Genomic DNA, 23,263 nt, shown 5'->3' with positions numbered 1-23,263 from the left:
GTCCACAAGCCGCCAATAGCCACCGAGCCTTGCCCGAGCCGGTATCATGTACGGCCAGCGCGCCACGGGCGGTGCGCTCTCGTACTTAAGCGTCGGAAAATCATGGCTTTAGCAGAAGACATCGCCTCGGCGGCGGGGCATACGCCGTTCATGCGCCAGTACCTGGCGGCCAAGGCGGAACACCCGGATATCCTGCTGTTTTTCCGGATGGGCGACTTCTACGAGCTGTTCTACGACGACGCCCGCAAGGCGGCGCGGCTGCTCGATATCACGCTGACCCAGCGCGGCCAGTCGGCCGGTGCGCCCATTCCCATGGCCGGCGTGCCTTACCACGCGGTGGAAGGCTACCTGGCGCGCCTGGTGAAGCTGGGCGAATCGGTCGCGCTGTGCGAGCAAATCGGCGATCCGGCCACCTCCAAGGGGCCGGTGAAGCGCGAAGTCGTGCGCATCGTCACCCCGGGTACGGTGACCGATGCCGCGCTGATGGAAGAGCGCCGCGACAACCTGCTGCTTTCCATTGCTGCCGGCCCCAAGGGCTACGGCATGGCCTGGGTGGATCTCTCCACCGGCCGTTTCCTGCTCACCGAAACCAACAGCGCCGAAGGCCTCGCCGCGGAACTCGCGCGCCTGCAGCCGGCGGAAACGCTCGTCAGCGAAGATGTCGCCTGGCCCAAGCTGGTCAGCACCCTGCCCGGCCTGCGCAAGCGCCAGCCCTGGCACTTCGATGGCGATGCCGCCACGCGCGAGCTGTGCCGCTTCTTCAAGACCCGCGATCTGCGCGGCTTCGGCGTGGATGGCCTGCCGCTGTCCGTCGCCGCCGCTGGTTGCCTGCTCGGTTACGTCGAAGAAACCCAGAAGAGCGCGCTGCCGCACCTCACCGGCATGGCCGTGGAGAACGCGGCCGAGACCATCGCCATGGATGCGGCCACCCGGCGCAACCTGGAGATCGATACGCACCAGAGCGGCAATGTCGATAACACGCTGCTCGGCGTGCTCGATGAAACCGTGACGCCGATGGGCGCCCGCCTGCTCCGCCGCTGGCTCAACCGCCCGCTGCGCGACCGTACGCTGCTGCGTAGCCGCCACCAGGCGATCGGCGCACTGATCGATGCGCGTCGCCACGGCACGCTGCGCGAGAAGCTGCGCGGCGTGGGCGACCTGGAACGCATCCTGGCCCGCGTGGCGCTGCGCTCTGCGCGCCCGCGTGACCTCTCCACGCTGCGCGATGGCCTGGCCGCCGCGCCGCGCCTGCGCGAAGAAATCGAAGGCGTCGACAGCCCGCTGCTGCATGACCTCGTGCAGCGCATCGGCGACCACGCCGATACCGCCGCCCTGCTCGCCCGCGCCATCATCGAACAGCCGCCAGTCCTGCTACGCGATGGCGGCGTGCTGGCCGATGGCTACGACGACGAACTCGACGAACTGCGCCGCCTTTCCACCAATGCCGACCAGTTCCTGGTCGACATGGAAGAACGCGAGAAAGCCACCAGCGGTATCCCGACCCTCAAGGTCGGCTACAACCGCGTGCACGGCTACTACATCGAGATCACCAAGGCGCAGGCCGAGAAGGCGCCCACGCACTACACGCGCCGGCAGACCACCAAGAACGCCGAGCGTTACATCACCGAAGAACTGAAGCAGTTCGAAGACAAGGTGCTTTCGGCGAAGGAACGCTCGCTCATGCGCGAGCGCGCCCTGTACGAACTGCTGCTCGACAAGCTGATCGAGCAACTGCCTACGCTGAAGATCGCCGCCTCGGCCATGGCCGAGCTGGATGTGCTGGCGAACCTTGCCGAACGCGCGGAAACGCTGGACTGGGCGCAGCCGGTGCTCACCGATGTGCCGGGCATTCAGATCGAACGCGGCCGCCACCCGGTGGTGGAGAAGGTGCGCGATGAGCCGTTCGAGCCCAACGATATCAACCTCGATGCATCGCGACGCATGCTGATGATCACCGGCCCGAACATGGGCGGTAAATCGACGTACATGCGCCAGAATGCGCTGATCGTGCTGCTCGCGCATGTAGGCAGCTACGTGCCCGCGTCGGCCGCCACCATCGGCCCCATCGATCGCATCTTCACCCGCATCGGTTCGGGCGATGACCTGTCGCGCGGCCAGTCCACCTTCATGGTGGAGATGAGCGAGACGGCGAACATTCTGCACAACGCCACCGAATGCAGCCTGGTGCTGATGGATGAAGTGGGCCGTGGCACCAGCACGTACGATGGTCTCTCGCTTGCCCGCGCCGCCGCCGTGCACCTGGCCGCCACCAGCTGTGCCTTCACCCTGTTCGCCACGCACTACTTCGAACTCACCGAACTGGCCGCGGAATACCCGACCATCGCGAACGTGCACCTGGACGCCGTGGAATACGGCGAGCAGCTGGTCTTCATGCACACGGTGAAGGATGGCCCGGCCAACCGCAGCTTCGGCTTGCAGGTGGCCGCGCTGGCCGGCTTGCCCAAGGCGGTGATCGCCGACGCGCGCCGTTACCTCTCCGCGCTGGAACAGGGCCACGAAGTCACCACCGCCGTCGCCGCCCCCGCCACGCCGGCGCCGCAGATGGGTCTGTTCGCCCCGCCGCTGCCCTCGCCGGTGGAGGAAGCGCTGCGCTCGGTCGACCCCGACGATCTCAGCCCACGTGAGGCGCTGGAGCAGCTCTACAAGCTGAAGAAAATGCTGCGCTAACGCCCCCGTAGGAGCCCACCCTGTGGGCGACATCTTTTCGCGACCACGCCTCAGGGCCTGATTCGTTGCCGCGAAGAGCGTCGCCCACAGGGTGGGCTCCTACTATAGGTTGTGGCTATGGGATCGATCCGAACAATCGAATTCCCCTTGGCAACGGGCGCTCCTATAGTTCGCCCATCACGGCCCCTATCGACTCTCCATCATCGGTGCCGTGATGCCTTCCGCCCCGCCGTTGAGAATTCAGCAGCCCGGTGGCGCGGGCGGGAGGCGTTGTTCTTAATACGGCTTGTTGCTGGTCACGCCGCCCAGACCGTATTGGCGGGCTTCGATGAGCGTGCGCATCAGCACGATGAACAGGTCGGCGCTGAACAGCGACAGGTAGTGCACGCCCCACAAGGTGTTGCCGCGCTCATCCAGCAAGCGCAGCGAGCCGGAGCTCGTGCCTTCATCGACTGACGCGATGTCGCTGATCGGAATCGTCAGCCCTTCGAACTCCACGCCCAACGGGCTCAGGTAGAACGCCCTGGCGGAGATCGCCGGTGCCGTGCGCACATCGCGCCTCGCGTGCCGCTCTTCATCCGATACCGTGTGGAAGACCACGCCTTCGCCCGCTTCGAGCGCGCGTAGCGTGAGCGGCCCTCGCTCGCGCAGCTGGCCCTCGATGATAGCCCCGCGCAGGCGGAACGCATCACCCAGCGTGTCATGCACGTGTACCCACGGCGATTGCGCATCGCGGCGGAAGGCCAACGCGTTCACGTGCCCGCTCTGTTGCCCGGTGCGGTAAAGGTAGAGATCGCCCATGACGGCGAAGGGCACGAAGTCTTCGCTCTTCGTACGGGTGTGGACAACGACGATGCCACGGTCGTGCAGCTCCAGCACCGTCTTCGGCTCCATGGCTTTCCACGCCACGGCCAGGCCGAGGCCCGCTACGCAAAGTACGGCCGCGACAATCGTGGCGATGGGATGCGCGGCAAGCGAGCCGCCGTCGGCTATCGCCACGGGCACGGCGATACCCAGGGCAAGAAGCACACCGGCAAGCGCCAGGATGAAGGCGTGCGATCGCGTCCGCCCGTGCCGGCTGACAAGCCGACCGGGTGCGATGCCTGACGCTGGAACCATGCGAATCCCTCCGCCGGTGGGGGACGTCACCGGAGCAACGGAGAGGCTACAAAATCTCAAGGCTGTTGGGAACAGACAGCGACACCACGCCCTTGTAGGAGCCCACCCTGTGGGCGACGCCTTTAGCGACAAGGCAACAGGCCCAGGTGCGTCATCGCGAAAAGATGTCGCCCACAGGGTGGGCTCCTACAGCGGCGACGTGCTTTACAGGGTTTTCTTTAGGTCCTGGATCAGGCGGCGGTCGCGCTTGTCGGGGCGTGCATCGGGGCGCAGCAGCGCGCCGCCGGTGAGGCGGCGGTCTTCGCGCATGCGCGCACGTTCGGCGACGCTTTCCTCGGTTTCTGCGTAGAGCTTCTGCGCCTCGGGGGCGGGGCCGCGCTTCTCGGAAAGGCCGGCGACCTCGACGATCAGGCGCTCCTCGCCGCGGGTGATCCGCAGCTGGTCGCCCACATGCACCGTCTTCGCCGGTTTGCACGCGGCGCCGTTGAGTTCGACTTTGCCGCCATCAATGGCCTGCTTGGCCAAGCTGCGGGTCTTGAAGAAGCGCGCGGCCCATAGCCACACGTCGGCGCGGACGCCAGGGCTGTTCGATGGTTCGGTCATGCTGAAAAGTGTGCGGCCACGGCGCCGAAAACCCAAGCGTCAGGCAGGCAGGAACAGGTTCCCCAGGGGGATGGTCGCCAGCGACAGCAGGATGCCCGCCCCGAGCACGGTGTTGGCCAGCCGCGGCTCCAGGCCATGCTGATCGGCGAGGATCGCCGCCGAAATCATCGGCGCCATCGCCGCCTGCAGTACGCCCACCGTGAGGATCAACCCGCCCACGCCCGCCGCCAGGCCTACGCCCAGCGCGATCAAGGGCGCCAGCACCAGCTTCCAGCCAAGGCCCGCGACCAGGGCGCCCACCTGGTCCTTCTGCAGGTGCAGCTTGAATTGCAGGCCCACGGAAAACAGCGCCAGTGGCGTGAGGGTCTGGCCGATCTGCATCAGCAGCTTATCCACCGCCGCAGGCCAACCACCGAGCACCCCGACGATCACACCCACCGCCAGGCAGAGGAACGGCGGAAAGGTCAGCACGCGCTTCGCGATCATCGCACCGCTCGTGCCCTTCCCCGAATACATGGAGGCGACGACGATGCCGCCCGCGGCCAGCAACGGGAAGCAACCCAGCTGGTCAGCGATCACCGCCACCGACAGGCCTTCCTTGCCATGCAGCGCTTCCATCATGGGATAACCCATGAACGAGGTATTCCCAAGCCCGCAGACCAGGGTCAGGCAGCCGATCCGCTGCGGCGTCCACTGAAACACCCGGCCCAATGTGGCAAACAACGCCCACGACCCGAAGAAGGTGATCCACATCCCCGCCACCGGAAACCACAGGTGCGGATCGATCGTGACATGCGGTACGAGCGCCAACACCAGCGCCGGTAGCGCGATGTTCAACACCCACCAGTTGATGCCGGGGACGATGCCATCGGGCAGGTTCGCATACCGCCGGCAAAGAATGCCGAGGGCAAGGCAGACGAAAAGGATAAGGAGCGCGGACATGGGTCCGACGATACCGGAACGCGTATCCGTTGGGTGTGCGTAAAAAAGCGCCACTGTAGGAGCCCACCCTGTGGGCGACGCTGTTCGCAGGAGCGCCACAGGATCTGTGGCGTTGTTCGCGAAAGATGTCGCCCACAGGGTGGGCTCCTACAGTCGACGTGTGGTTAGCCCAGGAGTACGCGGTTCATGCGCTGCACGAAGCCGGCCGGGTCGGCGAGCTGTGCGCCGGCGGTGATCTCGGCCTGCTCGAGTAGCAGGTTGGCGAGGTCGGTGGCTTTGGTATCGTCGGTTTCGCTGGCCAGGCGCTTTACCGACGAGTGGTGGGGCCTGCGTTCGAGGGCCCGATTCACCATCGTACGGGGGTTGCGCCCGGAGCCCCCGTACGACCGTATACGAACGCTAGCCATGAGGAAAAGGCACGAATTTTCAGAACGATTCCATAGTTTCTAGCACGCGGATGGGCTAGGTTGGGCGACTCAATCACTGGAGCGGCGAAATGATGGCAATCCGGACTATTGCCGTGCTTGTGGGCCTTCTTGCGGCCTCAGCCACGTCTATGGCGGGTGACGCGGTACGGCGAGACGCACCAAAGGGCATTACTGACGCCTTTTACGGCTGCATGGACCAGGCGGCCGGCGATATCGTCGGGCTTGGCGGTTGCACCACGGCGGAGAAGAAGGTCCAGGATGCCCGCTTGAACAAGGCTTATTCGGCATTGATGGCCAAGCTCGATGCAACGGGTCAAGGACACCTTCGCGCGGCGGAACGCGCCTGGATCGAATTCAACGCAAAGTCAGTCGATGCCGAACTCGACGTCCGCAACAGTGAAAAGACGGCAAACATCGACGCGTCTATCAATGAAGTTTATCGCTACGCAGAGAGGGCAAATACGCTCGAGACGCTCCTCTCGGTCGACAGCGATTGATCTAGTACGGATTCACGAAGAAATGAAAAGCCGAAACTGGATTACCCCAAATCCCGTAGGAGCGCGCTTGCGCGCGATAAGCCTTCCGCGTCACCGCTTCGTTGGCTTATCGCGAGCAAGCTCGCTCCTACAGGGGGTTAGTCAGTGCCGGGATGTCGTGGTTAGCCCAGGAGTACGCGGTTCATGCGCTGCACGAAGCCGGCCGGGTCGGCGAGCTGTGCGCCGGCGGTGATCTCGGCCTGCTCGAGTAGCAGGTTGGCGAGGTCGGCGGCCTTGGTGTCGTCGGTTTCGCTGCCCAGGCGCTTTACCAGCGGGTGCTCGGGGTTGAGCTCCAGTGCCGGCTTCGTGTCGGGTACGTCCTGGCCGGCTTCGCGGAGCAGGCGGGCCAGGTGCGGGGCCAGGTCGAAATCGGATAGCGCCAGGCACGACGGCGAATCGGTGAGGCGTGCGGAGACGCGCACATCGCTCACCTTGTCGCCGAGCAGGCCCTTGGTGCGTTCGAGAAGGGGTGCGGCGGCGGTGTTAGCCGCTTCCTGCTTCGCCTTGTCGGCTTCATCCAGCGGGAACTCGCCCTTGGCCACGTTGCGCAGGCGCTTGCCTTCGAACTCGGTGAGGTAGCCGAGCATCCACTCGTCGATGCGATCGGACATCAGCAGCACTTCGATGCCCTTGGCCTTCAGCGCCTCGATCTGCGGGCTGCCAGCGGCGGCCGCGTAGCTATCGGCGGTGACGTACCAGATCGCATCCTGGCCCACGGCCATGCGGCCGATGTAATCGTCGAGCGATACGTTTTTCTTGTCGCCGTCGCCCTTGGTCGAGGCAAAACGCAGCAGCTTGGCGATGCGCTCGCGGTTGGCCGTGTCTTCGACGATGCCTTCCTTCAGTGTGTTGCCGAAGCCCGCAAGGAACGTGGCGAACTTCTCGGGCTCATCGCGCGAAATCTTGTCGAGCAGATCGAGCACGCGCTTCACGCACGAGCTCTTGATCTTCTCCAGCTGGCGGTTCTGCTGCAGGATCTCGCGGCTCACGTTCAGCGGCAGGTCGTCCGCATCCACCACGCCACGCACGAAGCGCAGGTAGTTGGGCAGCAGTTCTTCCGCGGCGTCCATGATAAAGACGCGCTTGATGTACAGCTTCAGGCCCTTACGCTCATCGCGACCGCCGCCCATCATCATGTCGAACGGCGGCTGCTCCGGCACGTACAGCAGCGTGGTGAAGCTCTGGCTGCCTTCCACGCGGTTGTGCGCCCATGCGAGCGGGTCGTTGAAGTCGTGGCCCAGGGCCTTGTAGAAGTTCTGGTATTCCTCGTCGGTGATCTCGCTCTTCGGGCGAGCCCACAGCGCCGAGGCGGAATTCACCGTGACCCATTCGGTCGGATCCGGCTTGCCGTCCTTCTCTTCCGGCATGCGGATCGGGAAGGCGACGTGATCGGAATACTTGGTGACCAGCTGGCGCAGCTGCCAGCCCTTGAGGAACTCATCCTCATCGGCCTTCAGGTGCAGCACCACCGTGGTGCCGCGCTCGCTGACATTGGTCTCCTCGAGCGTGTACTCGCCCTTGCCATCGCTTTCCCAGCGCACGCCGGCGTCGGTGGGCTCGCCGGCACGGCGGGTGATCACGGTGACCTTGTCGGCCACGACGAAGGCGGAATAGAAGCCCACGCCGAACTGGCCGATCAGGCGCGAATCGGCCTTTTGCTCGCCGGAAAGGGCCTCGAGGTAGCGGCGGGTACCGGAGCTGGCGATGGTGCCGATGTTGGCCACCACGTCCTCACGGGTCATGCCGATGCCGTTGTCGCGCACGCTGATGGTGCGGGCCTCCGGGTCCCAGGTGACCTGGACGCGGAGATCGGCGTCCTCGGTGACCAGGCCGGGATCGGCGATGGCCTCGAAGCGCAGCTTGTCGCAGGCATCGGAGGCGTTGGAGATGAGCTCGCGGAGGAAGATTTCCTTGTGCGAGTAGAGGGAGTGGGTGACCAGGTGCAGGACCTGGGCGACCTCGGCTTCGAATTTGCGGGTTTCCTGGCTCACGGTGCCGTTCCTTCTGGGTAGGACAGAACGGGGATTATGGGGTTTGGGGGGCGAAAGAAAAGTCTTGGCCTGGGCCCGGCCCAAAAAGAAACCGCCCCGAAGGGCGGTTTCACGGGAGGGCGCTTAGCGGGCGTTCTGCAACGCCGCGATGCGTTCCTCGATGGGCGGGTGGCTCATGAAGAGCCGCTTGAATCCCGAGGCCAGGTGGCCTGCGATGCCGAAGGCCTGGATCGTCTGCGGCAGCGAGGTCTCGCCGTGGTTCGCCGACAGGCGCTGCAGGGCCGAGATCATCGAAGCGCGGCCCGCCAGCGTGGCGCCGGCCTGATCTGCCCGGAACTCGCGCCAGCGCGAGAACCACATCACGATCATCGAGGCGAACAGGCCGAACACGATCTGCAGGACCATGACGGTCACGAAGTAACCGATGCCGCCCTCGCCTTCGCGCTCACGGCCGCCGCTCAGCCAGCTATCGATCAGCCGGCCCACGATGCGTGCCGCGATGATCACCAGCGTGTTCAGCACGCCCTGGATCAGGGTCAGGGTCACCATATCGCCGTTGGCGACGTGGCCGATCTCGTGGCCCAGAACGGCCGAGACCTGCTCACGGTCCATCTGCTGGAGCAGGCCGGTGCTCACCGCCACCAGGGCGTTGTTGCGGCTCATGCCCGTGGCGAAAGCGTTCATTTCCGGGGCGTCATAAACCGCCACTTCCGGCATGCCGATGCCCGCTTTCTCAGCGTGGCGGCGTACCGTCTCGAGCAGCCAGCGCTCGGTTTCGTTGCGCGGCTCCTCGATCACCTTGGCGCCGGTGCTCATCTTGGCCGTCCACTTGGAAATGGCCAGCGAGATGAAGGCACCACCCATGCCGAAGATGGAGGCGAAGATGATGAGGCCACCGAGGCCCATGCCGCGCTGGGCCGCCCACTGGTCGACGCCCAGCAGGTGGCACACGATGCTGAGCAGCGCGATGACCGCGATATTGGTAGCTAGGAACAAAGCAATGCGTTTGAACATGGTTGGCTCTCTCTAAAGCGGCTGGCTATATGGCGCCGCCTGCCTAAGTTTTCGGGGCGGACACTGAATGATTCAATGCCAAAAACACGCACCGGCCGTGGCAGGCGGCCCCCAGCGGGGGGCGATCCCCTACACTGTCGCGGCCTGCTCCCTGACACCGTGAGAAACGTCTCAACCGATGCCTGTCCACACCGCATGAGCTACCGGGGACGCTTCGCGCCCTCACCCACCGGCGCCCTGCATTTCGGGTCGCTGGTGGCTGCCATCGGCAGCTGGCTGATCGCCCGCTACCACGGTGGCCAGTGGCTGCTACGGGTGGAAGACATCGATCCGCAGCGCGAGGTTCCCGGCTCGGCCCAGGGCATCCTTGCCGCGCTCACGGCCTTCGGTTTCGAAACCGATGAACCGGTGCTGTTCCAGTCGGAGCGTGCCGGTGCCTATGAGGCCGCCTTCGAGCACCTGCGCTACGCCGGCCACGTGTTCCCGTGCTGGTGCAGCCGCACCGACCTGGTGGCCCACGGCGGCCTGCACCGGGACGGGCAATGCATCGCCAAGCCCGATCCTTCACGGCCACCGGCCTGGCGCCTGCGCTCGCCCGACCGCACGATCGAATGGGTCGACGACCTGCAGGGCCCCCAGGCGGAGAACCTGCGCGAAGTGGCTGGCGATTTCGTCATCCGCCGGGTCGAAGGCCTGTGGGCCTACCAGCTCGCCTGCGTGGTCGATGATGGCTTCCAGGGCATCACCCACGTGGTGCGCGGCGCCGACCTGCTCGACTCCACCGCCCGGCAGATCTACCTGCAGGAACTGCTGGGCCTGCCTCACCCCGGCTACCTGCACCTGCCGCTGGTGCTGGATGCCGAAGGCCGCAAGCTTTCCAAATCGGAAAAGGCGCTGCCCGTCGACCCGGCCAACCCGATGCCCGCCCTGCGCGGCGCCCTGGCCTGGCTGGGTCTGGCAGTACCGGACGTGGCCACGCCGGCGGCGGCACTGGCCGCGGCGCTGGCGGCCTTCGAGCCTGCGGCGCTTCGCCGCAGTAGTCTTACGGTCGCTCGGACGCTATAAAAACAGATTGCCCGCGCGGCGGGCCACTACTTACGGGATCCACGCGAGTCATGAAACACGGCACGACGCAACGCACCGCACTGGTCACCGGCGGCACCGGCGGCATCGGCACGGCGATCGTCCGTTACCTTGCCCAGCAAGGCCACCGGGTCGCTACCAACTTCCGCGACGAGGCCCGTGCGGCCGCATGGCGCGAAGACATGATCCGCGACGGCATCGATGTCGTGATGGTGCCCGGCGATGTAGCCGACCCCGTCTCGGCGGCCAACATGGTGCGCGCGGTGGAAGAACTGGCTGGCCCAGTCGAGATCCTGGTGAACAACGCTGGCATCACCCGCGATACCACCTTCCACAAGATGGATTACCAGCAGTGGACCGAGGTGGTGAACACCAACCTCAACGCCTGCTTCAACGTGACCCGCCCGGTGATCGAGGGCATGCGCTCACGCCAGTGGGGCCGCATCGTGCAGATTAGCTCGATCAACGGCCAGAAGGGCCAGTACGGCCAGGCCAATTACGCGGCGGCGAAAGCCGGCGTGCACGGTTTCACCATCTCGCTGGCCCAGGAAAACGCGCGCTTCGGCATTACGGTGAACACCGTCTCGCCGGGCTACGTGGGTACGGACCTGGTGATGGCGGTGCCGGAGGATATCCGGGCGAAGATCGTGGCGCAGATTCCCGTGGGCCGCCTTGGCCGGCCGGAAGAGATCGCGCACGCCGTGGCGTTCCTCACCTCGGAAGATTCCAGCTGGATCACGGGTTCCAACCTGGCCATCAATGGTGGCCATTACATGGGTTGGTAAGCACCCACGGCACACCACAAAGGTAGGAGCCCACCCTGTGGGCGACATCTTTTCGCGAAAGACCGACAGGGCCTGCTGTGTATTGCGAAAAGCTTTCGCCCACAGGGTGGGCTCCTACACGAGCTTTAGGTCGTCGAGGCTGGTGGGTTCCTTGATGTTTACCTTGTTGTGGTGGGCGCGGAATTTGGCCATCACTTTGTAGGCGACGCGGCGGGCGCGCATCACCGAGCCTAGCGGGCGGTGTTCGACGACGCCGTGCCAGGGGCTGAAGGCCAGGCCATCATCGATGGCGGCGCGGCGGGCATCGTTCCATGCCGGCTGCGGTTGCACGACCAGCCGGGCGACTTCCAGGTACGGGCTTTTCTCTTCAGGCCACGGCACCGACGCATCTTCGATCGGCATGGTGTCCGGGTCGGTGTAGAACTGCACGCGCAGATCCCACTCCCCGCCTTGCGCGGCGAAGTGCTCACGCATCGCATCGCGCAGCCCATCGGGTTTGCCGTTCACATTGAGCGTGGCGTCGGTGAGCCGCGTGAGGTTGGGTGAGCGCGGCGCCACACTTACCTTCACCACGTAATCGCCAAAGCGCATGGGCGCCTGGCTGTAATAGGTATCGCCGAGCGGATGGGTCTCTGGCTGCCCGCCGAGCGCGATCAACGTGCTGCTACGGCTTCCGAACGCTTCGAGCACGCGTTCCGTGCCGCGCAACACGGCCGACAGCGCCTTCTTCGCGCCCTCCGCCCGATCGGTCGTGGCGGCGGTGAGTTTCAGCGAGCTCGCGAACTTCTTTGCCGTGGATGCGATGAACGCCGGACCGTTTACCAGCACGAAATCCTGTGTCGTCGCGCCTTCGCTCCCCGGCAGGCGCGCGCCTTCCACGCCGATGATTTTCAGCGCCATGCCACGCGGCGTGGAAACGCTGTCGTCGAGGATATCGCCCGGTACCGTGGATAAGCGCAGCACCACCGGATACGTCCCCGGTTTCGCGAAGATGCCCTGCGCTAGCTCGCGCGGCAGATCGCCCGGCACCACCAGCTCGCCGGTCAGCAAGGCGTGGCTCTTGGCATGCACGGAACGCCACGCGTGTCCGCTGTTGTCGAGCGTCGTCTGGTTGATGTCGGTGAGCGTCGCGATCAGTTGCTCGACGGTATCGGCTTCGTCCGGCTCAACCTGCTCCAGGGATTCGTGATACCGCAACGGCGGTGGATACAGGGACAGGGGCATGGCACGGCGTCCGGACGAGATGTCCGATCATCGTGGCGCGCCGGCCGTGAAGATGTGGCAAACAGCGGGGCGTAACAGCGGTGTTACATGAGCTTGTAGCTGAACGTCAGGTTCCAGCGCGTCTTGCGGTCGTTGCTCTCCGGCGGCCGGTCGCCGGTGGGTCGGGCCAGTGCAAAGTCGATCGAATAGTGCTTGCCATCCGAGGCGCGGAAGCCCACCGCGGCTGAATCCAGCCGGTCGATCAGGGGTTTCGCACCGTTGAGGTACACACGGGCACTCTGGTAGACAATGTACGGCGTGAGCGAGGTAAGCCACTTCGATGCGACGATGAAGCCACGGTTGATTTCGCCCGATGCGGCCCAGCCGCTGTCACCGGCCGCATCGCCCGGATCGTAAGCGTAAGCAAAGCTTGGGCCGCCGAAGTTGATCTGCTCCGTGGAGGGCAAGGAGTCGTTGCTGTACTGGCCCATCGCGCGGAACACCGTGCCGAAGCCATGCGGCCAGGGATCGGCGAATGCCATGTTCATCGTATAGCGGGTGAACTTCACATCCGGCGTGGCGATGCCCAGTTCCACCGGCAGGTTCGATACCGCACGCGAGTACGCACCGAACGCATCAAAGCCATGCGCCACGGCGAAGCTGAACTGCCGGGAGCGTTTGCCACTCACCTTCAACCAGCTGAGTTCGGTGCTCAGCACACGCACGCTGGATTGCAACGCGACAATCACGCCGTTATCGACGTTGCGGTAGCGATCGTCCTGCTTCGAGGCGTACGTCGACACCGTGAGGTTCAACCGCTCGCTGTTGGTCAAGCGCAGCGGGTACAACGCAGACAGCGCCAGGCGATCCTGGCTCAACTGGTGATCCAGGTAATCCGGCAGCTGGTCGCCCGTATCGGGGCGGCCCCAATAACGGCTCGCATCCACCTTGCCCTGCCAGCCATCGGAGCCGAACGGCTCCAGCCATGTGGCGTTGTACAGGCGCTGGCCACTGCCGTTTGGAAACAGCGTAGAGACGCTCAGCTGCTCACCGAGCGGTGTCGCACCGTTTTCCAGCAAGCTGAAAACACCTTGCGTACCCGGGTGATTGAAATCGAGGCCGTAGCTAAGGTCGTAGCGCTGCCGCGTGACATCCAGCACCAGCGTGGTCGCACCATCGGTGGTCGTCGGCGCGGGCACATTCGCGCTCACCTTCGCGCCCGGCAACTGCCCCAGCAACTGCGTATAGCGCTCGAACGTTTCCTGCCGCAACGGCCGCTCCCCGACCACGCGGGCGGCGATCGCGCGGATGCGCTTATCCATGTTCCCCGCATCGCCGCGCACATCCACCTGCGACACATACCCTTCCACGGCGGTGACGCGTACCACGCCCTGCGAGAGATCCTGTCCGGGAATAAACGCGAACGACAGCGCGTACCCGTGTTTGCGGTAGAGCTCGGTGACCTTGTTCGCCGCTTCCACCAGTTGGCCGATCGTGACTTCCTTGCCGCGCATCGGCGCAAACAACGCCGCCACATCGGAAAACGGGATGGATTTCACGCCCACCACATCGAAGCGCGTGGGGGTGATGCGTTTGGCGAGCAAGGCCTGCAATGCCTCGTTCGGTGCCTGCACGTTCACCTGCACCGGGGCCTGGCGCGGTGTTTCCGTACGTGGGAGGGTTTGCAGTGGGTTGGCGGGCGCGCGTACCTGCGCGTGAACGGAACTGACGACGGCCATGCCAAGCAGGCAACCGATCCACCGGTTCATGAAATTCCTTTGCATCGTAAATACAAGATTGGCGCCGGCGTTGCGCCGCCGGCGCCATTCCCTGAAGACACACGGATAGCGGTATTGCGCCGCCCCCGCCTTGCCTTACCGATCGGCCCCGCGGCGGAGCAATCCCTTCACCCCACCCAGAAGACCACCGATCGGGTCCGTGGACCCTGCCCCGTTACCCGTACCCGCACCTGTCGTGTTGCTCAGCGGGGTGGCAGCGGCGACACCATTGACGACGTTGTTGAGCACGCCGGTGACCGGTGCCAGCGGGCTGCTTGCTGACGCCACCGAGCTCACACCGTTACCCACCTGGGTCACCGTGTTTGCCACCGCACCGGTAACCGGCGCGAGCGGTGCCAGTGCACCCGTACCGACGCTACCTACCGTGGTACCGACCGAAGCGACGGTCTGACCCGCGCCCGCAAGCGTGGTGCCGACCGGGTTGGCATCCGGTGCCTTGCCCACGCCCGTGCTGAGTGTGTTACCCAGCGTGCCCAGCGTGTTGGCGGTGCTATCGAGTGTGTTGCCGAGGGTGAGGCCCACCGGCGCCGCCGGGCTCGATGCCGTGCCAGCCGAGACGTTGCTGGCCAGCGCGTGCACGCCACCGCTCAGGCCAGACGCGATGCCGCCTGTACCCGTACCCACGGCTGCGACGAGGTTGGTGGAACTATCCGGGGCTGCCGCCGTGCCGAGGGAAGCCGCGACTGGCGTAATGACATCGCTGACGGCTTTCGTCAGCGCGTTCGCCGAGCCCGAATCAAGCACACCGCCAAGCTGCGTGCCTAGCGTGCCCACGCCACCGCCGACGTTCGAAACAACGGTGGCGACCGTGCTCGTGATCGGTGCGATCGGTGTACCGACGCCGACCGTGCCCACACCCGTACCCAGGTCATTCACCGCGGCGCCTGCCTGTGTCACGACGTTGCCGACCACATCCGTCGTGGTACCCAGCGGATCGCTGATGTTGCCTGTCTGGCCAAGGCCACTGGTCACGCCATTACCCAGCGTCGTCACCGCGCCGCCAAGATCCTGCACCGCATCGCCCACCGAGTTGGTCAGGCCATTGGTGCCGCCAAGGACCGTCGTTCCAGGCACCTGCACGCCCACGCCGGTGACCGTGTTGCCCACCGAGGCAATGATGCCGCCCAGGCCCGTGGCCACCGCGCCAACGGCGTTGCTGGCTGCGGTTGGGGTACCACCGGTGCCGCCGGTGCCACCGCCATTGCCGCCACCGTTCCCACCACCGTTACCGCCGCCATCGCCACCCCCGGTGCCACCTCCATTGCCACCACCCGTGCCGCCACCGGTACCGCCGGTACCGCCGCCGTCACCACCACCGGTACCCCCCGTACCGCCCGTCCCTGAGCCGCCACCGTTATCCCCGGTGCCGCCCGTCCCTGAACCACCGCCGCCGTTATCCCCGCCGCCGGTGCCACCGGCGCCACCAGGATTCACGGTCGTTCCCGAGCCGCCACCGGAATGCGTCGAACCGTGGCCGCTGCATGCCGACATCGCCACGGCGGCCGCGAATACCGCGCCGGCCAGCAATGTGCGGGAGAAAACTTTACCTACGCCCTGCTCGTTCATGATTCCCCTCCTCATAGGGACTCCCGTGCCACGGGAGTGCAGAACCATGAGACGCCCTTCACATTTTTGAAGTTACGCAAATTAGGCCGGTAAGTAAGCGTACGTAGTGCAATTTCGGCCATCTATTCAGACCGCGCGAAAGAGAGCACAAGAAAACGCCTTCATTTAAGGCACATCTAACAATGTGTACGCCGCAATACCGCTCTCGCCGCACACCGGCCATTGTAGGAGCGCGCTTGCGCGCGATGGGTGTACGACAAGGCCAATCGCGCGCAAGCGCGCTTCTACAGGGCATTTTTCGCCTGCCAATGCCATTGCGCGTGCGCCTGGCCGACGCGCTCCGTACCCAAATGTGTCATGGCAGCAATCGCCTCCATCGACAACGCCACCTGTTTGCAATCCACGCCATCAGCTTCATGGATCAAATCAGCCAGCAAACTCGTCACACCACGCGCGTACTGCAACCACTGCGTCGCTTCGTTCAACAGTTCATGCGCCGACGGATCACAGCTCGCGCTATCACCCGCGTGCCGCACAGGCCACGTATCGTTTACAACATTCATCGCTCGCTCCTTGAAGGGTTACTTCCCACGCATCGCTAACGTGGCACGACAGTCAAAACGACCTGCCATGCCACGGACCATACGATCGCGGGTACACCGGTGGCCCGTGACCGGACCCCGGGTGGCTTGATTGAGGATGCAGTGCGACGACGACCGCCCGTGAGGCACACCAGGCACAACGCCTGCCTCATTCGATCAAGAATTACCTCAAAAACAGACCTCGTCGCGGTCCCTCAACCGTGCCTGCGGCTTATGCAGGCGGCCCGTTAGCCGGTGAGGTGTCGCCGGGGGGATCCGGCGGGCGAGCGAGTGCCGTATAGTCAGGGGTAGCCATAAACAACTCTCTTGTAGTTGGTTTGGTTAGCGAGTCGGGTGTGTCTCACCACGCCCGGCTCGCGACTCTCACCGCACAAAGCGGTGGTTGCCTGCACGGTGTACGTCAACGTGCGTGCGGGCAACGGAAACGACCGTAGCAAAATGATTCGCCGATGTCTGTAAGAACATCGGACATCGTGTGTAGGCGCTTCTACGCACATATCCATACCTGCCGAGACGCGATCGCGCGCAAGCGCGCTCCAGCAGAGCGCGCGTTGCTCTCCTGTCGCTTACCTCATTGTTGGGTGCGCGGGCGGGCAGGCCCTTGGGGCCGACATGAGCGGAGGGCCGCTGGGCGAATCGCGCTTCGCGATGGCGGCGCCTACGGCCCGGTCCGAAGGTCCGCGACTGGCGGGCCCAAGGGCCTGCCCACCCGCGGCTTCCTCAACCCATCCGGCATGAGGCGGCGAATGCCGCTTAACGCATGCATGCGCTTCAGCGAATGAACCGATTGGAGAGGCGCGGCATGCATACGCGCACAAAAAACCCGGCACTTGGCCGGGTTTTCGTGAGCGAGAATCGCGCGCAAGCGCGCTCCTACCGTTAGTGCACGGTGAAGAGCTTATCGAAGCCGGCGATGCGCAGCGTGTTGCGCAGGTCTGCGCTGGCGTTGACGATGCGGATCTCTGCACGGTCGCCGCCTGCGTGTTCACGCAGCAGCATCAGCATGCCCAGCGCCGAGCTATCCATGCCCGTCACCTGCTCCAGGTCCAGCACATAGCTACGCGCCTGCGCCACATCACCCAGGCACGCATCGTGGAACGCGCGGTGGATCGAAAAATCAAAGCGCTCGCCCAGGTGCAGGGTAAGGCAGCCGTGCTCGGTATCGTTATGAATCGTGATCGACATGGTGCTTCCCCTTAGAACAGATCGATATCGCCAGCAGCCATCGACTGCTGCAGCGCCGGGCCACGCGCACGCAGGCGCGCACGCTCACGCTGCTCCGCCAGGCGGGCACGCACGCGCTGAGCACGCGCGCTCAGCTCGCTCGCATCCGCCGGCGCGCAGGCCAGCTCCTCGATATCCCGCGTGCAATCCGCCGTGATCTCCTGCAGCTCGACCAGGCGCGAACGCGTCTGGTGCAGCAGCTGGCTCAGGATGTCCTCGAACTGCAGCGAACGGATGGTGGTGGACACATCGTTGCCCAGGCCACGGTTGATCGTTGCGGCTTCGTCCGCCGCCTTGCTCGTACGCGCGTTGCTCTCGGTGATCGTCGACATCATCGTGTCGATATCGCCCTTGGCCTGCAGCGCCACGTTCATATCCTGCGAAGCCATGCGGCCCACCAGCTCACGCAGCTGCTCCATCGCGGTGCGCGAACGCTCGACGTGCGTGCCGATCTTCTCGTTGAACTGGTTGCTGTGCTGCGCCAGGTTGCGGATCTCGCCCGCCACCACCGCGAAGCCACGGCCGGATTCACCCGCACGTGCCGCTTCGATGGCCGCGTTCAGCGCCAGCAGGTTGGTCTCTTCGGCGATCGTGTTCACGTTCTTCAGCAGCGCGAACACGGCGTCCATTTCCTTCGCCATGCCATCGATGCGGTAGACGATACGCAGGCTCTCGCGCGACAGCTGCACGATCAGGCCCACGAAGTGTTCCAGCAGGCCGGCGGTGCGATCGGCGAAATCCTGCACCGAAATGCCCTTGCCGCCGCTCTCGATGATCTCGCTCAGCAGCTTCTGCTGCTTGCCGGTCTTCTGCGACAGGCCGTTGAAGCCACCGCCGAGTTCGGCCACGGCATCACGCACCAGGTCCAGCGCCTGGTGCAGTTCGCGGCTGGCATGGCCCAGCTCATCGACGATGGCGCTGCGGACGTCTTCCATCGCATCGCGCACCGACTGCTCATCGGCCTGCACGCTGTTGGTCACGACCAGCTCGACCACCGGCTCTTCAAAGCGCGGGCGCAGCGCAATGGCGATCCAGGTAGCCGTGAGCAGCGCCACAACGATAGGCGCGACCCAGGCCGCGTGGAACACCAGCACGGCGACCAGCGCGACAGCGCTGACCGCAAGGCCGGTGATGCGTTCGTTCTTCGGAATGACCATGGTGACGTCTCTTCTTCCTTCAGGTGCCGACGCGAGCCGCGGCGGCGGGAATGGGGGTATGGGCAAGGGCAAGCAAGCGCTCGGCGATCTGGTCCAGCGGCAGCATGGTTTCGGCCGCGCCAGCCTTCCAGGCGGCGCCGGGCATGCCCCACACCACGGAGCTGGCTTCATCCTGCACGAGCGTGTGCGCGCCAATTTCCTTCAGCTCGCCCAGGCCGCGGGCACCGTCGTCGCCCATACCGGTGAGCAGGCAGCCCACGGTGGCGGCGCCGACGCTGGCGGCCATGGAACGGAACAGCACATCCACCGCCGGCTTGTGCCGGTTCACCGGCGGGCCATCGTGCAGGCGGCAAACGTGGCGCGCGCCATCCCACATGACCAGCAGGTGCTGGCTGCCGGGGGCGATGTACACGTGGCCGGCCTGGATGGGCTGGCCATCGCGCGCTTCGCTCACCTTCATGGCGGAGACGCTATCCATGCGGGCGGCGAACGGGCCGCTGAAAGCGGCGGGAATATGCTGGGTAATCACGATGGGCGGTGCCGTAGGCGGCATGGCCTCGAGCACCACGCGGATCGCCTCGGTGCCGCCGGTGGAGGCGCCGATCGCGATGATGCGCTGGCCACCGCGGCTGCCCGGGGTCTGCGCGCGCGGCAGCACGGCATCGGCCGAGAGGCGCGGGGCGACTTCCAGCTTGCCGAGCGACAGGTCGATCTTTTCGATCTTCGTGACGGTGGAGCGCTCGCGCGGATTCGCGCCAGCCGCCAGGCGCACCTTGGCGCAGATTTCCGGCGCGTGCTCCATGAACGTGTTGGCGAGATCAGCGGCGGGCTTGGTGAAGAAATCCACCGCGCCCAGTTCCAGCGCGCGCAGGGTCACGTCCGCGCCCTTCTCCGTCAGCGTGGAGACCATCACTACCGGCATGGGACGCAGGCGCATCAGGTTCTCGAGGAACGTGAGGCCATCCATGCGCGGCATTTCCACGTCCAGCGTCAGCACATCCGGGTTCAGTGCCTTGATCTTCTCGCGCGCGATCAGCGGATCCGGCGCGGTGCCCACCACCTCGATGCCCGGATCGGACTCGAGCATGGCGGTCAGCACCTTACGAACCAGGGCCGAGTCGTCGACGATAAGGACGCGTACTTTCTGCATGGGCACTAGCAACTCGGGTGGCGGGACATCCTGGGCGGGCAAGCCGGCCAGGCATGGAACGGAGGCGGAGCGGTCCGACGGCAGGCGTCAGAACAGCTCGACATCTCCCTTTATCGGATCGTTTTCCAATCGCTTGAGGTACCGCTTCTCGCGATCGGCCAGGTGGGTGTCGTGCGTGGAGCGCAGCTGGCGCACGCGGACCTTGCCGCTCACCGGGAAAAACTGCACGTGGCGAGGGTAGATATCGCCGACATCGGCGGCGCACAGCTTGAGTTTTTCGGTGGCGATATAGCGCTGCACGAAGGCGATGTTGCGCTGGCCGATATCGGTCATGGTCTGCAGCACGCGGCCACCGCCAAAGATCTTCACTTCCAGGTCGTCGCGGTTGCCGCCGGCCTTGAGGATCGCGTTGATCAGGTGCTCCATCGCATCGTTGCCGTAGCGCGCCGCACGGCCCACGGTGGAACCCCAGCTATCACGCTCGGTACTGGCCGGCTCCGGCAGCATGAAGTGGTTCATGCCACCAATGCGGCGGCGCGTGTCGCGCACGCACGCCGAAACGCACGAGCCCAACACCGTGGAGATCATTTCTTCCTGCGTGCTGACGTAGTACTCGCCCGGCAGGATCTTCACCGTCACCACTTCCTGGGCGGGATCCCAGAAGCGGCGCACGTGTTCAAACCCCGGCAGGACGCTCTTCGGGTCGAAGCCGGCGAAAGTCCGCGGCTGCGCGACGAACGTGTCGCTCATGTACGTTTCCGGTAAACCGTGCGGCCGATCAGGTCAAAATCATCGGAGAGTCCGTACATGGATTCCGAGTGGCCGAGAAACAGGTAACCCCGGCTTTCCAGCATGCCGGCGTATCTAGCGAACAGGCGCTGTTTCGTCGGCTTATCAAAATAGATAACGACGTTACGGCAGAAAATGGCATCGAACTTGCCCTGCATGGGCCATTCGTGCAGCAGGTTGAGCGGCTGGATGGTGACCAGCTCGCGCAGGCGCGGGTGCACCTGCACGTAGCCATCGAACGAGCCTTCGCCACGCAGGAACCAGCGGCGGCGGCGCGCATCGTCCACGCCGCCGAGGCGATCGACCGGATACACACCCTTGCGGGCGGCTTCCAGGGCCTGGGGGGACAGGTCGGTAGCGAGGATCTTCGCATCCACCGTGGAACCCAGGCGCTCCATGGCCTCGGCCAGCACCATGGCAATGGCATAGGGCTCTTCGCCGGTGGAGCAGCCCGCGGACCAGATCCGCAGGCGGCCACCGTTCTTCTTCTTTTCCTCGAGCCAGCGCGGCAGCAACTCGTCCACGAGCATGTCGTAGTGGTGCATCTCGCGGAAGAACGAGGTGACATTGGTGCTGATGCAGCTGGCCAGTTCGCCCAGCTCGGCATCCGGGTCGCGGCGCAGCAGATCGCAGTATGCCGCGAAGCCCGGCAGGTTCAGCGCACGCAGGCGGCGCAGCAGGCGCCCCTGCACCAGCTGGCGCTTGTGCTCACCCAGCGAGATTCCGCAGTGCTGCAGCACGAACTCACGCAGGAAAGCGAACTCGGCTTCACCGAGGCTCGGACCGGTCGCGCCCGCCTGCACAGCGGCATCGCCGTTGTTGACGAGCGCGTTCATCGATCAGAACTCCTTCCACACACCGGCGTCAGCGGCCGATTCGGCCTGGCGCTGGGCACGGGCCGGGGCCGGCTGGCTACGGACCGAGGCGAACACCGTTTCCATTTCCTGCTGGGTCGGATCCTTGCGGGCGGCCTTGCTGGCGGTAGCGGCGGCGCCACTCACCTGGAAGAACGACACCTGGCGGCTGAGCTCGGTGGCCTGCTCGTGCATGGCGCGGGCGGCGGCAGCGGATTCTTCGACCAGCGCGGCGTTCTGCTGGGTCATTTCATCCATCTGCAGCACGGCGTGGTTCACCTGGTCGATACCGGCCGACTGCTCGGAGCTGGCGGCGGCGATCTCGGCGACGATATCGGTCACCTTCTTCACGCTATCGACGATCTCGGCGAGCGCCTTGCCCGACTGGTCGACCAGCTCGGAACCGGCCTTCACCTTGTTCGCGCTGTCGTTGATCAGGCCCTTGATCTCCTTCGCGGCACCCGCCGAACGCTGGGCGAGGTTGCGCACCTCGGTGGCGACCACGGCGAAGCCACGGCCCTGCTCACCGGCACGTGCCGCTTCCACCGCGGCGTTGAGCGCCAGCAGGTTGGTCTGGAACGCGATCTCGTCGATGAGGCTGACGATGTCGGAAATCTTCTTCGAGGAGCTGTTGATCTCGCGCATGGCGACGACGGTCTGGGCGACCACTTCACCGCCCTTCTCGGCCTGCTCGCGTGCACCGCGGGCCAGCTGGTTGGCATGGCTGGCGTTCTCGGCGTTCTGCTTGACGGTGGAGGTCATTTCCTCCATCGACGAGGCGGTTTCCTCCAGGCTCGAGGCCTGTTCCTGCGTGCGCTGCGACAGATCATCGTTACCGCGCGAGATCTGCTGCGCGGCGGTGCTGACCGAGCCCGAACCGTGGCGCACTTCGGAAACGATGGCGGCGAGCCGCTCGTCCATCGCCTTGAACGCGGCCTGGAGCTGGCCCAGTTCGTCGCTGCGGGTCACCTGGATATCGTGGCCCAGCTTGCCATCGGCAATCTTGTTGGCGACGTCGACGGTGTGCGACAGCGTGCGGATGATGGAGCGGACGACGAGCACGGCGATCAGCAGGCTGACGATCAGGCCGGCCGACAGCGCGACGACCACGAATACGCGGATGGCGTGGTACTGCGAGGTCTGGTGGGCATAGATACCCTGCGCCTCGGAACGCTTGGCCTCGATCAGGCTGGCAAGCTGTGCCTGGCGGTCCATCAGGATGGGGCGCACGGAAAGCTCGATGATGTCGGAGGCGCCCTCGTCACCCTGCTTCAGCGCATCGATGACATCGCTCTTGGCCGACGCGTAATCATCGTTGGTGGCCTGCCACTTGTCGTAGAGCTTCTTGATGTCCGGGGACATCGGCATCTTCTTGAAGTCATCCTTGAGCTTGTTCATGGATGCCTGCAGCTTGTCGAACTCGCCCAGCTTCTGCGCGACCACGCTCTTGTCGGTGGCCTTGCTCGCGCCTTCGCCGAGCACCACGAACGACATCAGTGCCTGCGTGCTGACCTGGCTAAGCAGGTTTGCCGGGACGAGCTCTTCCTCGTACACCTGGCGCATGCCTTCGTTCTGGAGGTACATGGCACCGAGGCCGACGGCGGCACCGCCGATCAGCATGGCGGCCATCAGGCCGAGCACGCCGTACAGGCGGCCACGGACCGTCAGGGCGGGGATCTTCAGCTTCAACTTCTTCATTACGATTCCAGTTCGAAGGTTTTCGAAGGCGA

General features: G+C 65.1%; 19 protein-coding genes and 1 pseudogene. 4 read left to right on the top strand and 16 right to left on the bottom strand.

Annotated features, from left to right (window positions below; all coding sequences use genetic code 11):
• Window positions 1-102: 102 nt before the first annotated feature.
• Entirely contained in the window at window positions 103-2,688 is a 2,586-nt protein-coding gene (gene mutS, locus L2Y97_RS06720; RefSeq protein WP_247434621.1) for a DNA mismatch repair protein MutS, read from the top strand.
• Between the two features lie 276 nt (window positions 2,689-2,964).
• On the opposite strand, the gene L2Y97_RS06715 is transcribed toward mutS, so the two are convergent.
• From L2Y97_RS06715 to L2Y97_RS06700, 4 genes and pseudogenes are all read right to left on the bottom strand, one after another.
• On the bottom strand, window positions 2,965-3,807 hold the full coding sequence (locus L2Y97_RS06715) for a hypothetical protein (protein WP_247434618.1): 843 nt from the start codon (window positions 3,805-3,807) through the stop codon (window positions 2,965-2,967).
• A gap of 204 nt (window positions 3,808-4,011) precedes the next feature.
• Entirely contained in the window at window positions 4,012-4,410 is a 399-nt protein-coding gene (locus L2Y97_RS06710) for an RNA-binding S4 domain-containing protein (RefSeq protein ID WP_247434615.1), read from the bottom strand.
• 39 nt (window positions 4,411-4,449) lie between these two features.
• Window positions 4,450-5,352, bottom strand: coding sequence for an AEC family transporter (locus L2Y97_RS06705; RefSeq protein WP_247434612.1), 903 nt, complete (start codon window positions 5,350-5,352; stop codon window positions 4,450-4,452).
• 164 nt (window positions 5,353-5,516) lie between these two features.
• Window positions 5,517-5,690 (bottom strand): annotated as a pseudogene (locus tag L2Y97_RS06700) (hypothetical protein); the annotation flags it as partial.
• A gap of 158 nt (window positions 5,691-5,848) precedes the next feature.
• On the opposite strand from L2Y97_RS06700, the gene L2Y97_RS06695 reads away from it, so the two are divergent.
• Window positions 5,849-6,277: a lysozyme inhibitor LprI family protein gene (locus tag L2Y97_RS06695; protein WP_247434606.1), complete on the top strand. Its 429-nt coding sequence runs from the start codon at window positions 5,849-5,851 to the stop codon at window positions 6,275-6,277.
• Window positions 6,278-6,438: 161 nt separating this feature from the next.
• Here L2Y97_RS06695 and htpG read toward each other — a convergent pair whose 3' ends face one another.
• Together htpG and htpX are read right to left on the bottom strand one after the other, a co-directional pair.
• A complete protein-coding gene (gene htpG / locus L2Y97_RS06690; protein WP_247434603.1) occupies window positions 6,439-8,307 on the bottom strand; it encodes a molecular chaperone HtpG in 1,869 nt (622 codons plus the stop codon).
• Between the two features lie 123 nt (window positions 8,308-8,430).
• Window positions 8,431-9,321 carry a protease HtpX gene (gene htpX, locus L2Y97_RS06685; protein WP_247434601.1) on the bottom strand — a complete coding sequence of 297 codons (891 nt, stop codon included), beginning with the start codon at window positions 9,319-9,321 and terminating at the stop codon, window positions 8,431-8,433.
• 195 nt (window positions 9,322-9,516) lie between these two features.
• Between htpX and gluQRS the strand changes: the two genes are divergently transcribed.
• Entirely contained in the window at window positions 9,517-10,386 is an 870-nt protein-coding gene (gene gluQRS / locus L2Y97_RS06680; protein WP_247434598.1) for a tRNA glutamyl-Q(34) synthetase GluQRS, read from the top strand.
• Between the two features lie 50 nt (window positions 10,387-10,436).
• Window positions 10,437-11,189, top strand: a complete 753-nt coding sequence (gene phbB / locus L2Y97_RS06675; protein ID WP_247434595.1) for an acetoacetyl-CoA reductase — start codon at window positions 10,437-10,439, stop codon at window positions 11,187-11,189.
• Between the two features lie 114 nt (window positions 11,190-11,303).
• Here the strand turns inward: phbB and L2Y97_RS06670 are convergent, their stop codons facing one another.
• The 10 genes from L2Y97_RS06670 to L2Y97_RS06625 form a co-directional block, all read right to left on the bottom strand.
• On the bottom strand, window positions 11,304-12,413 hold the full coding sequence (locus tag L2Y97_RS06670) for a catalase family protein (RefSeq protein ID WP_247434593.1): 1,110 nt from the start codon (window positions 12,411-12,413) through the stop codon (window positions 11,304-11,306).
• An 83-nt stretch (window positions 12,414-12,496) separates the two neighbouring features.
• Window positions 12,497-14,161, bottom strand: coding sequence for a ShlB/FhaC/HecB family hemolysin secretion/activation protein (locus tag L2Y97_RS06665; RefSeq protein WP_247434590.1), 1,665 nt, complete (start codon window positions 14,159-14,161; stop codon window positions 12,497-12,499).
• 105 nt (window positions 14,162-14,266) lie between these two features.
• The gene (locus tag L2Y97_RS06660) at window positions 14,267-15,757 is read right to left on the bottom strand and encodes a collagen-like triple helix repeat-containing protein (protein WP_247434587.1); all 1,491 of its coding nucleotides are present in this window, start codon (window positions 15,755-15,757) and stop codon (window positions 14,267-14,269) included.
• 284 nt (window positions 15,758-16,041) lie between these two features.
• Complete coding sequence (locus L2Y97_RS06655) at window positions 16,042-16,320, bottom strand: hypothetical protein (RefSeq protein WP_247434585.1); 279 nt, start codon at window positions 16,318-16,320, stop codon at window positions 16,042-16,044.
• A gap of 918 nt (window positions 16,321-17,238) precedes the next feature.
• Window positions 17,239-17,544: an STAS domain-containing protein gene (locus L2Y97_RS06650; protein ID WP_247434582.1), complete on the bottom strand. Its 306-nt coding sequence runs from the start codon at window positions 17,542-17,544 to the stop codon at window positions 17,239-17,241.
• Between the two features lie 11 nt (window positions 17,545-17,555).
• Entirely contained in the window at window positions 17,556-18,740 is a 1,185-nt protein-coding gene (locus tag L2Y97_RS06645; RefSeq protein ID WP_247434579.1) for a methyl-accepting chemotaxis protein, read from the bottom strand.
• A gap of 19 nt (window positions 18,741-18,759) precedes the next feature.
• Window positions 18,760-19,890, bottom strand: coding sequence for a protein-glutamate methylesterase/protein-glutamine glutaminase (locus L2Y97_RS06640; protein WP_247434576.1), 1,131 nt, complete (start codon window positions 19,888-19,890; stop codon window positions 18,760-18,762).
• 87 nt (window positions 19,891-19,977) lie between these two features.
• Window positions 19,978-20,640, bottom strand: a complete 663-nt coding sequence (cheD, locus tag L2Y97_RS06635; protein ID WP_247434573.1) for a chemoreceptor glutamine deamidase CheD — start codon at window positions 20,638-20,640, stop codon at window positions 19,978-19,980.
• The gene (locus tag L2Y97_RS06630) at window positions 20,637-21,515 is read right to left on the bottom strand and encodes a CheR family methyltransferase (RefSeq protein ID WP_247434571.1); all 879 of its coding nucleotides are present in this window, start codon (window positions 21,513-21,515) and stop codon (window positions 20,637-20,639) included. The genes cheD and L2Y97_RS06630 overlap by 4 nt, the downstream gene beginning before the upstream one ends.
• A gap of 3 nt (window positions 21,516-21,518) precedes the next feature.
• A complete protein-coding gene (locus tag L2Y97_RS06625; RefSeq protein WP_247434569.1) occupies window positions 21,519-23,231 on the bottom strand; it encodes a methyl-accepting chemotaxis protein in 1,713 nt (570 codons plus the stop codon).
• Window positions 23,232-23,263: the final 32 nt, after the last annotated feature.

It is taken from the genome of Luteibacter aegosomatissinici (assembly GCF_023078495.1).
GTDB lineage: Bacteria > Pseudomonadota > Gammaproteobacteria > Xanthomonadales > Rhodanobacteraceae > Luteibacter > Luteibacter aegosomatissinici.
This window is presented reverse-complemented; position numbering and strand designations above follow the sequence as displayed.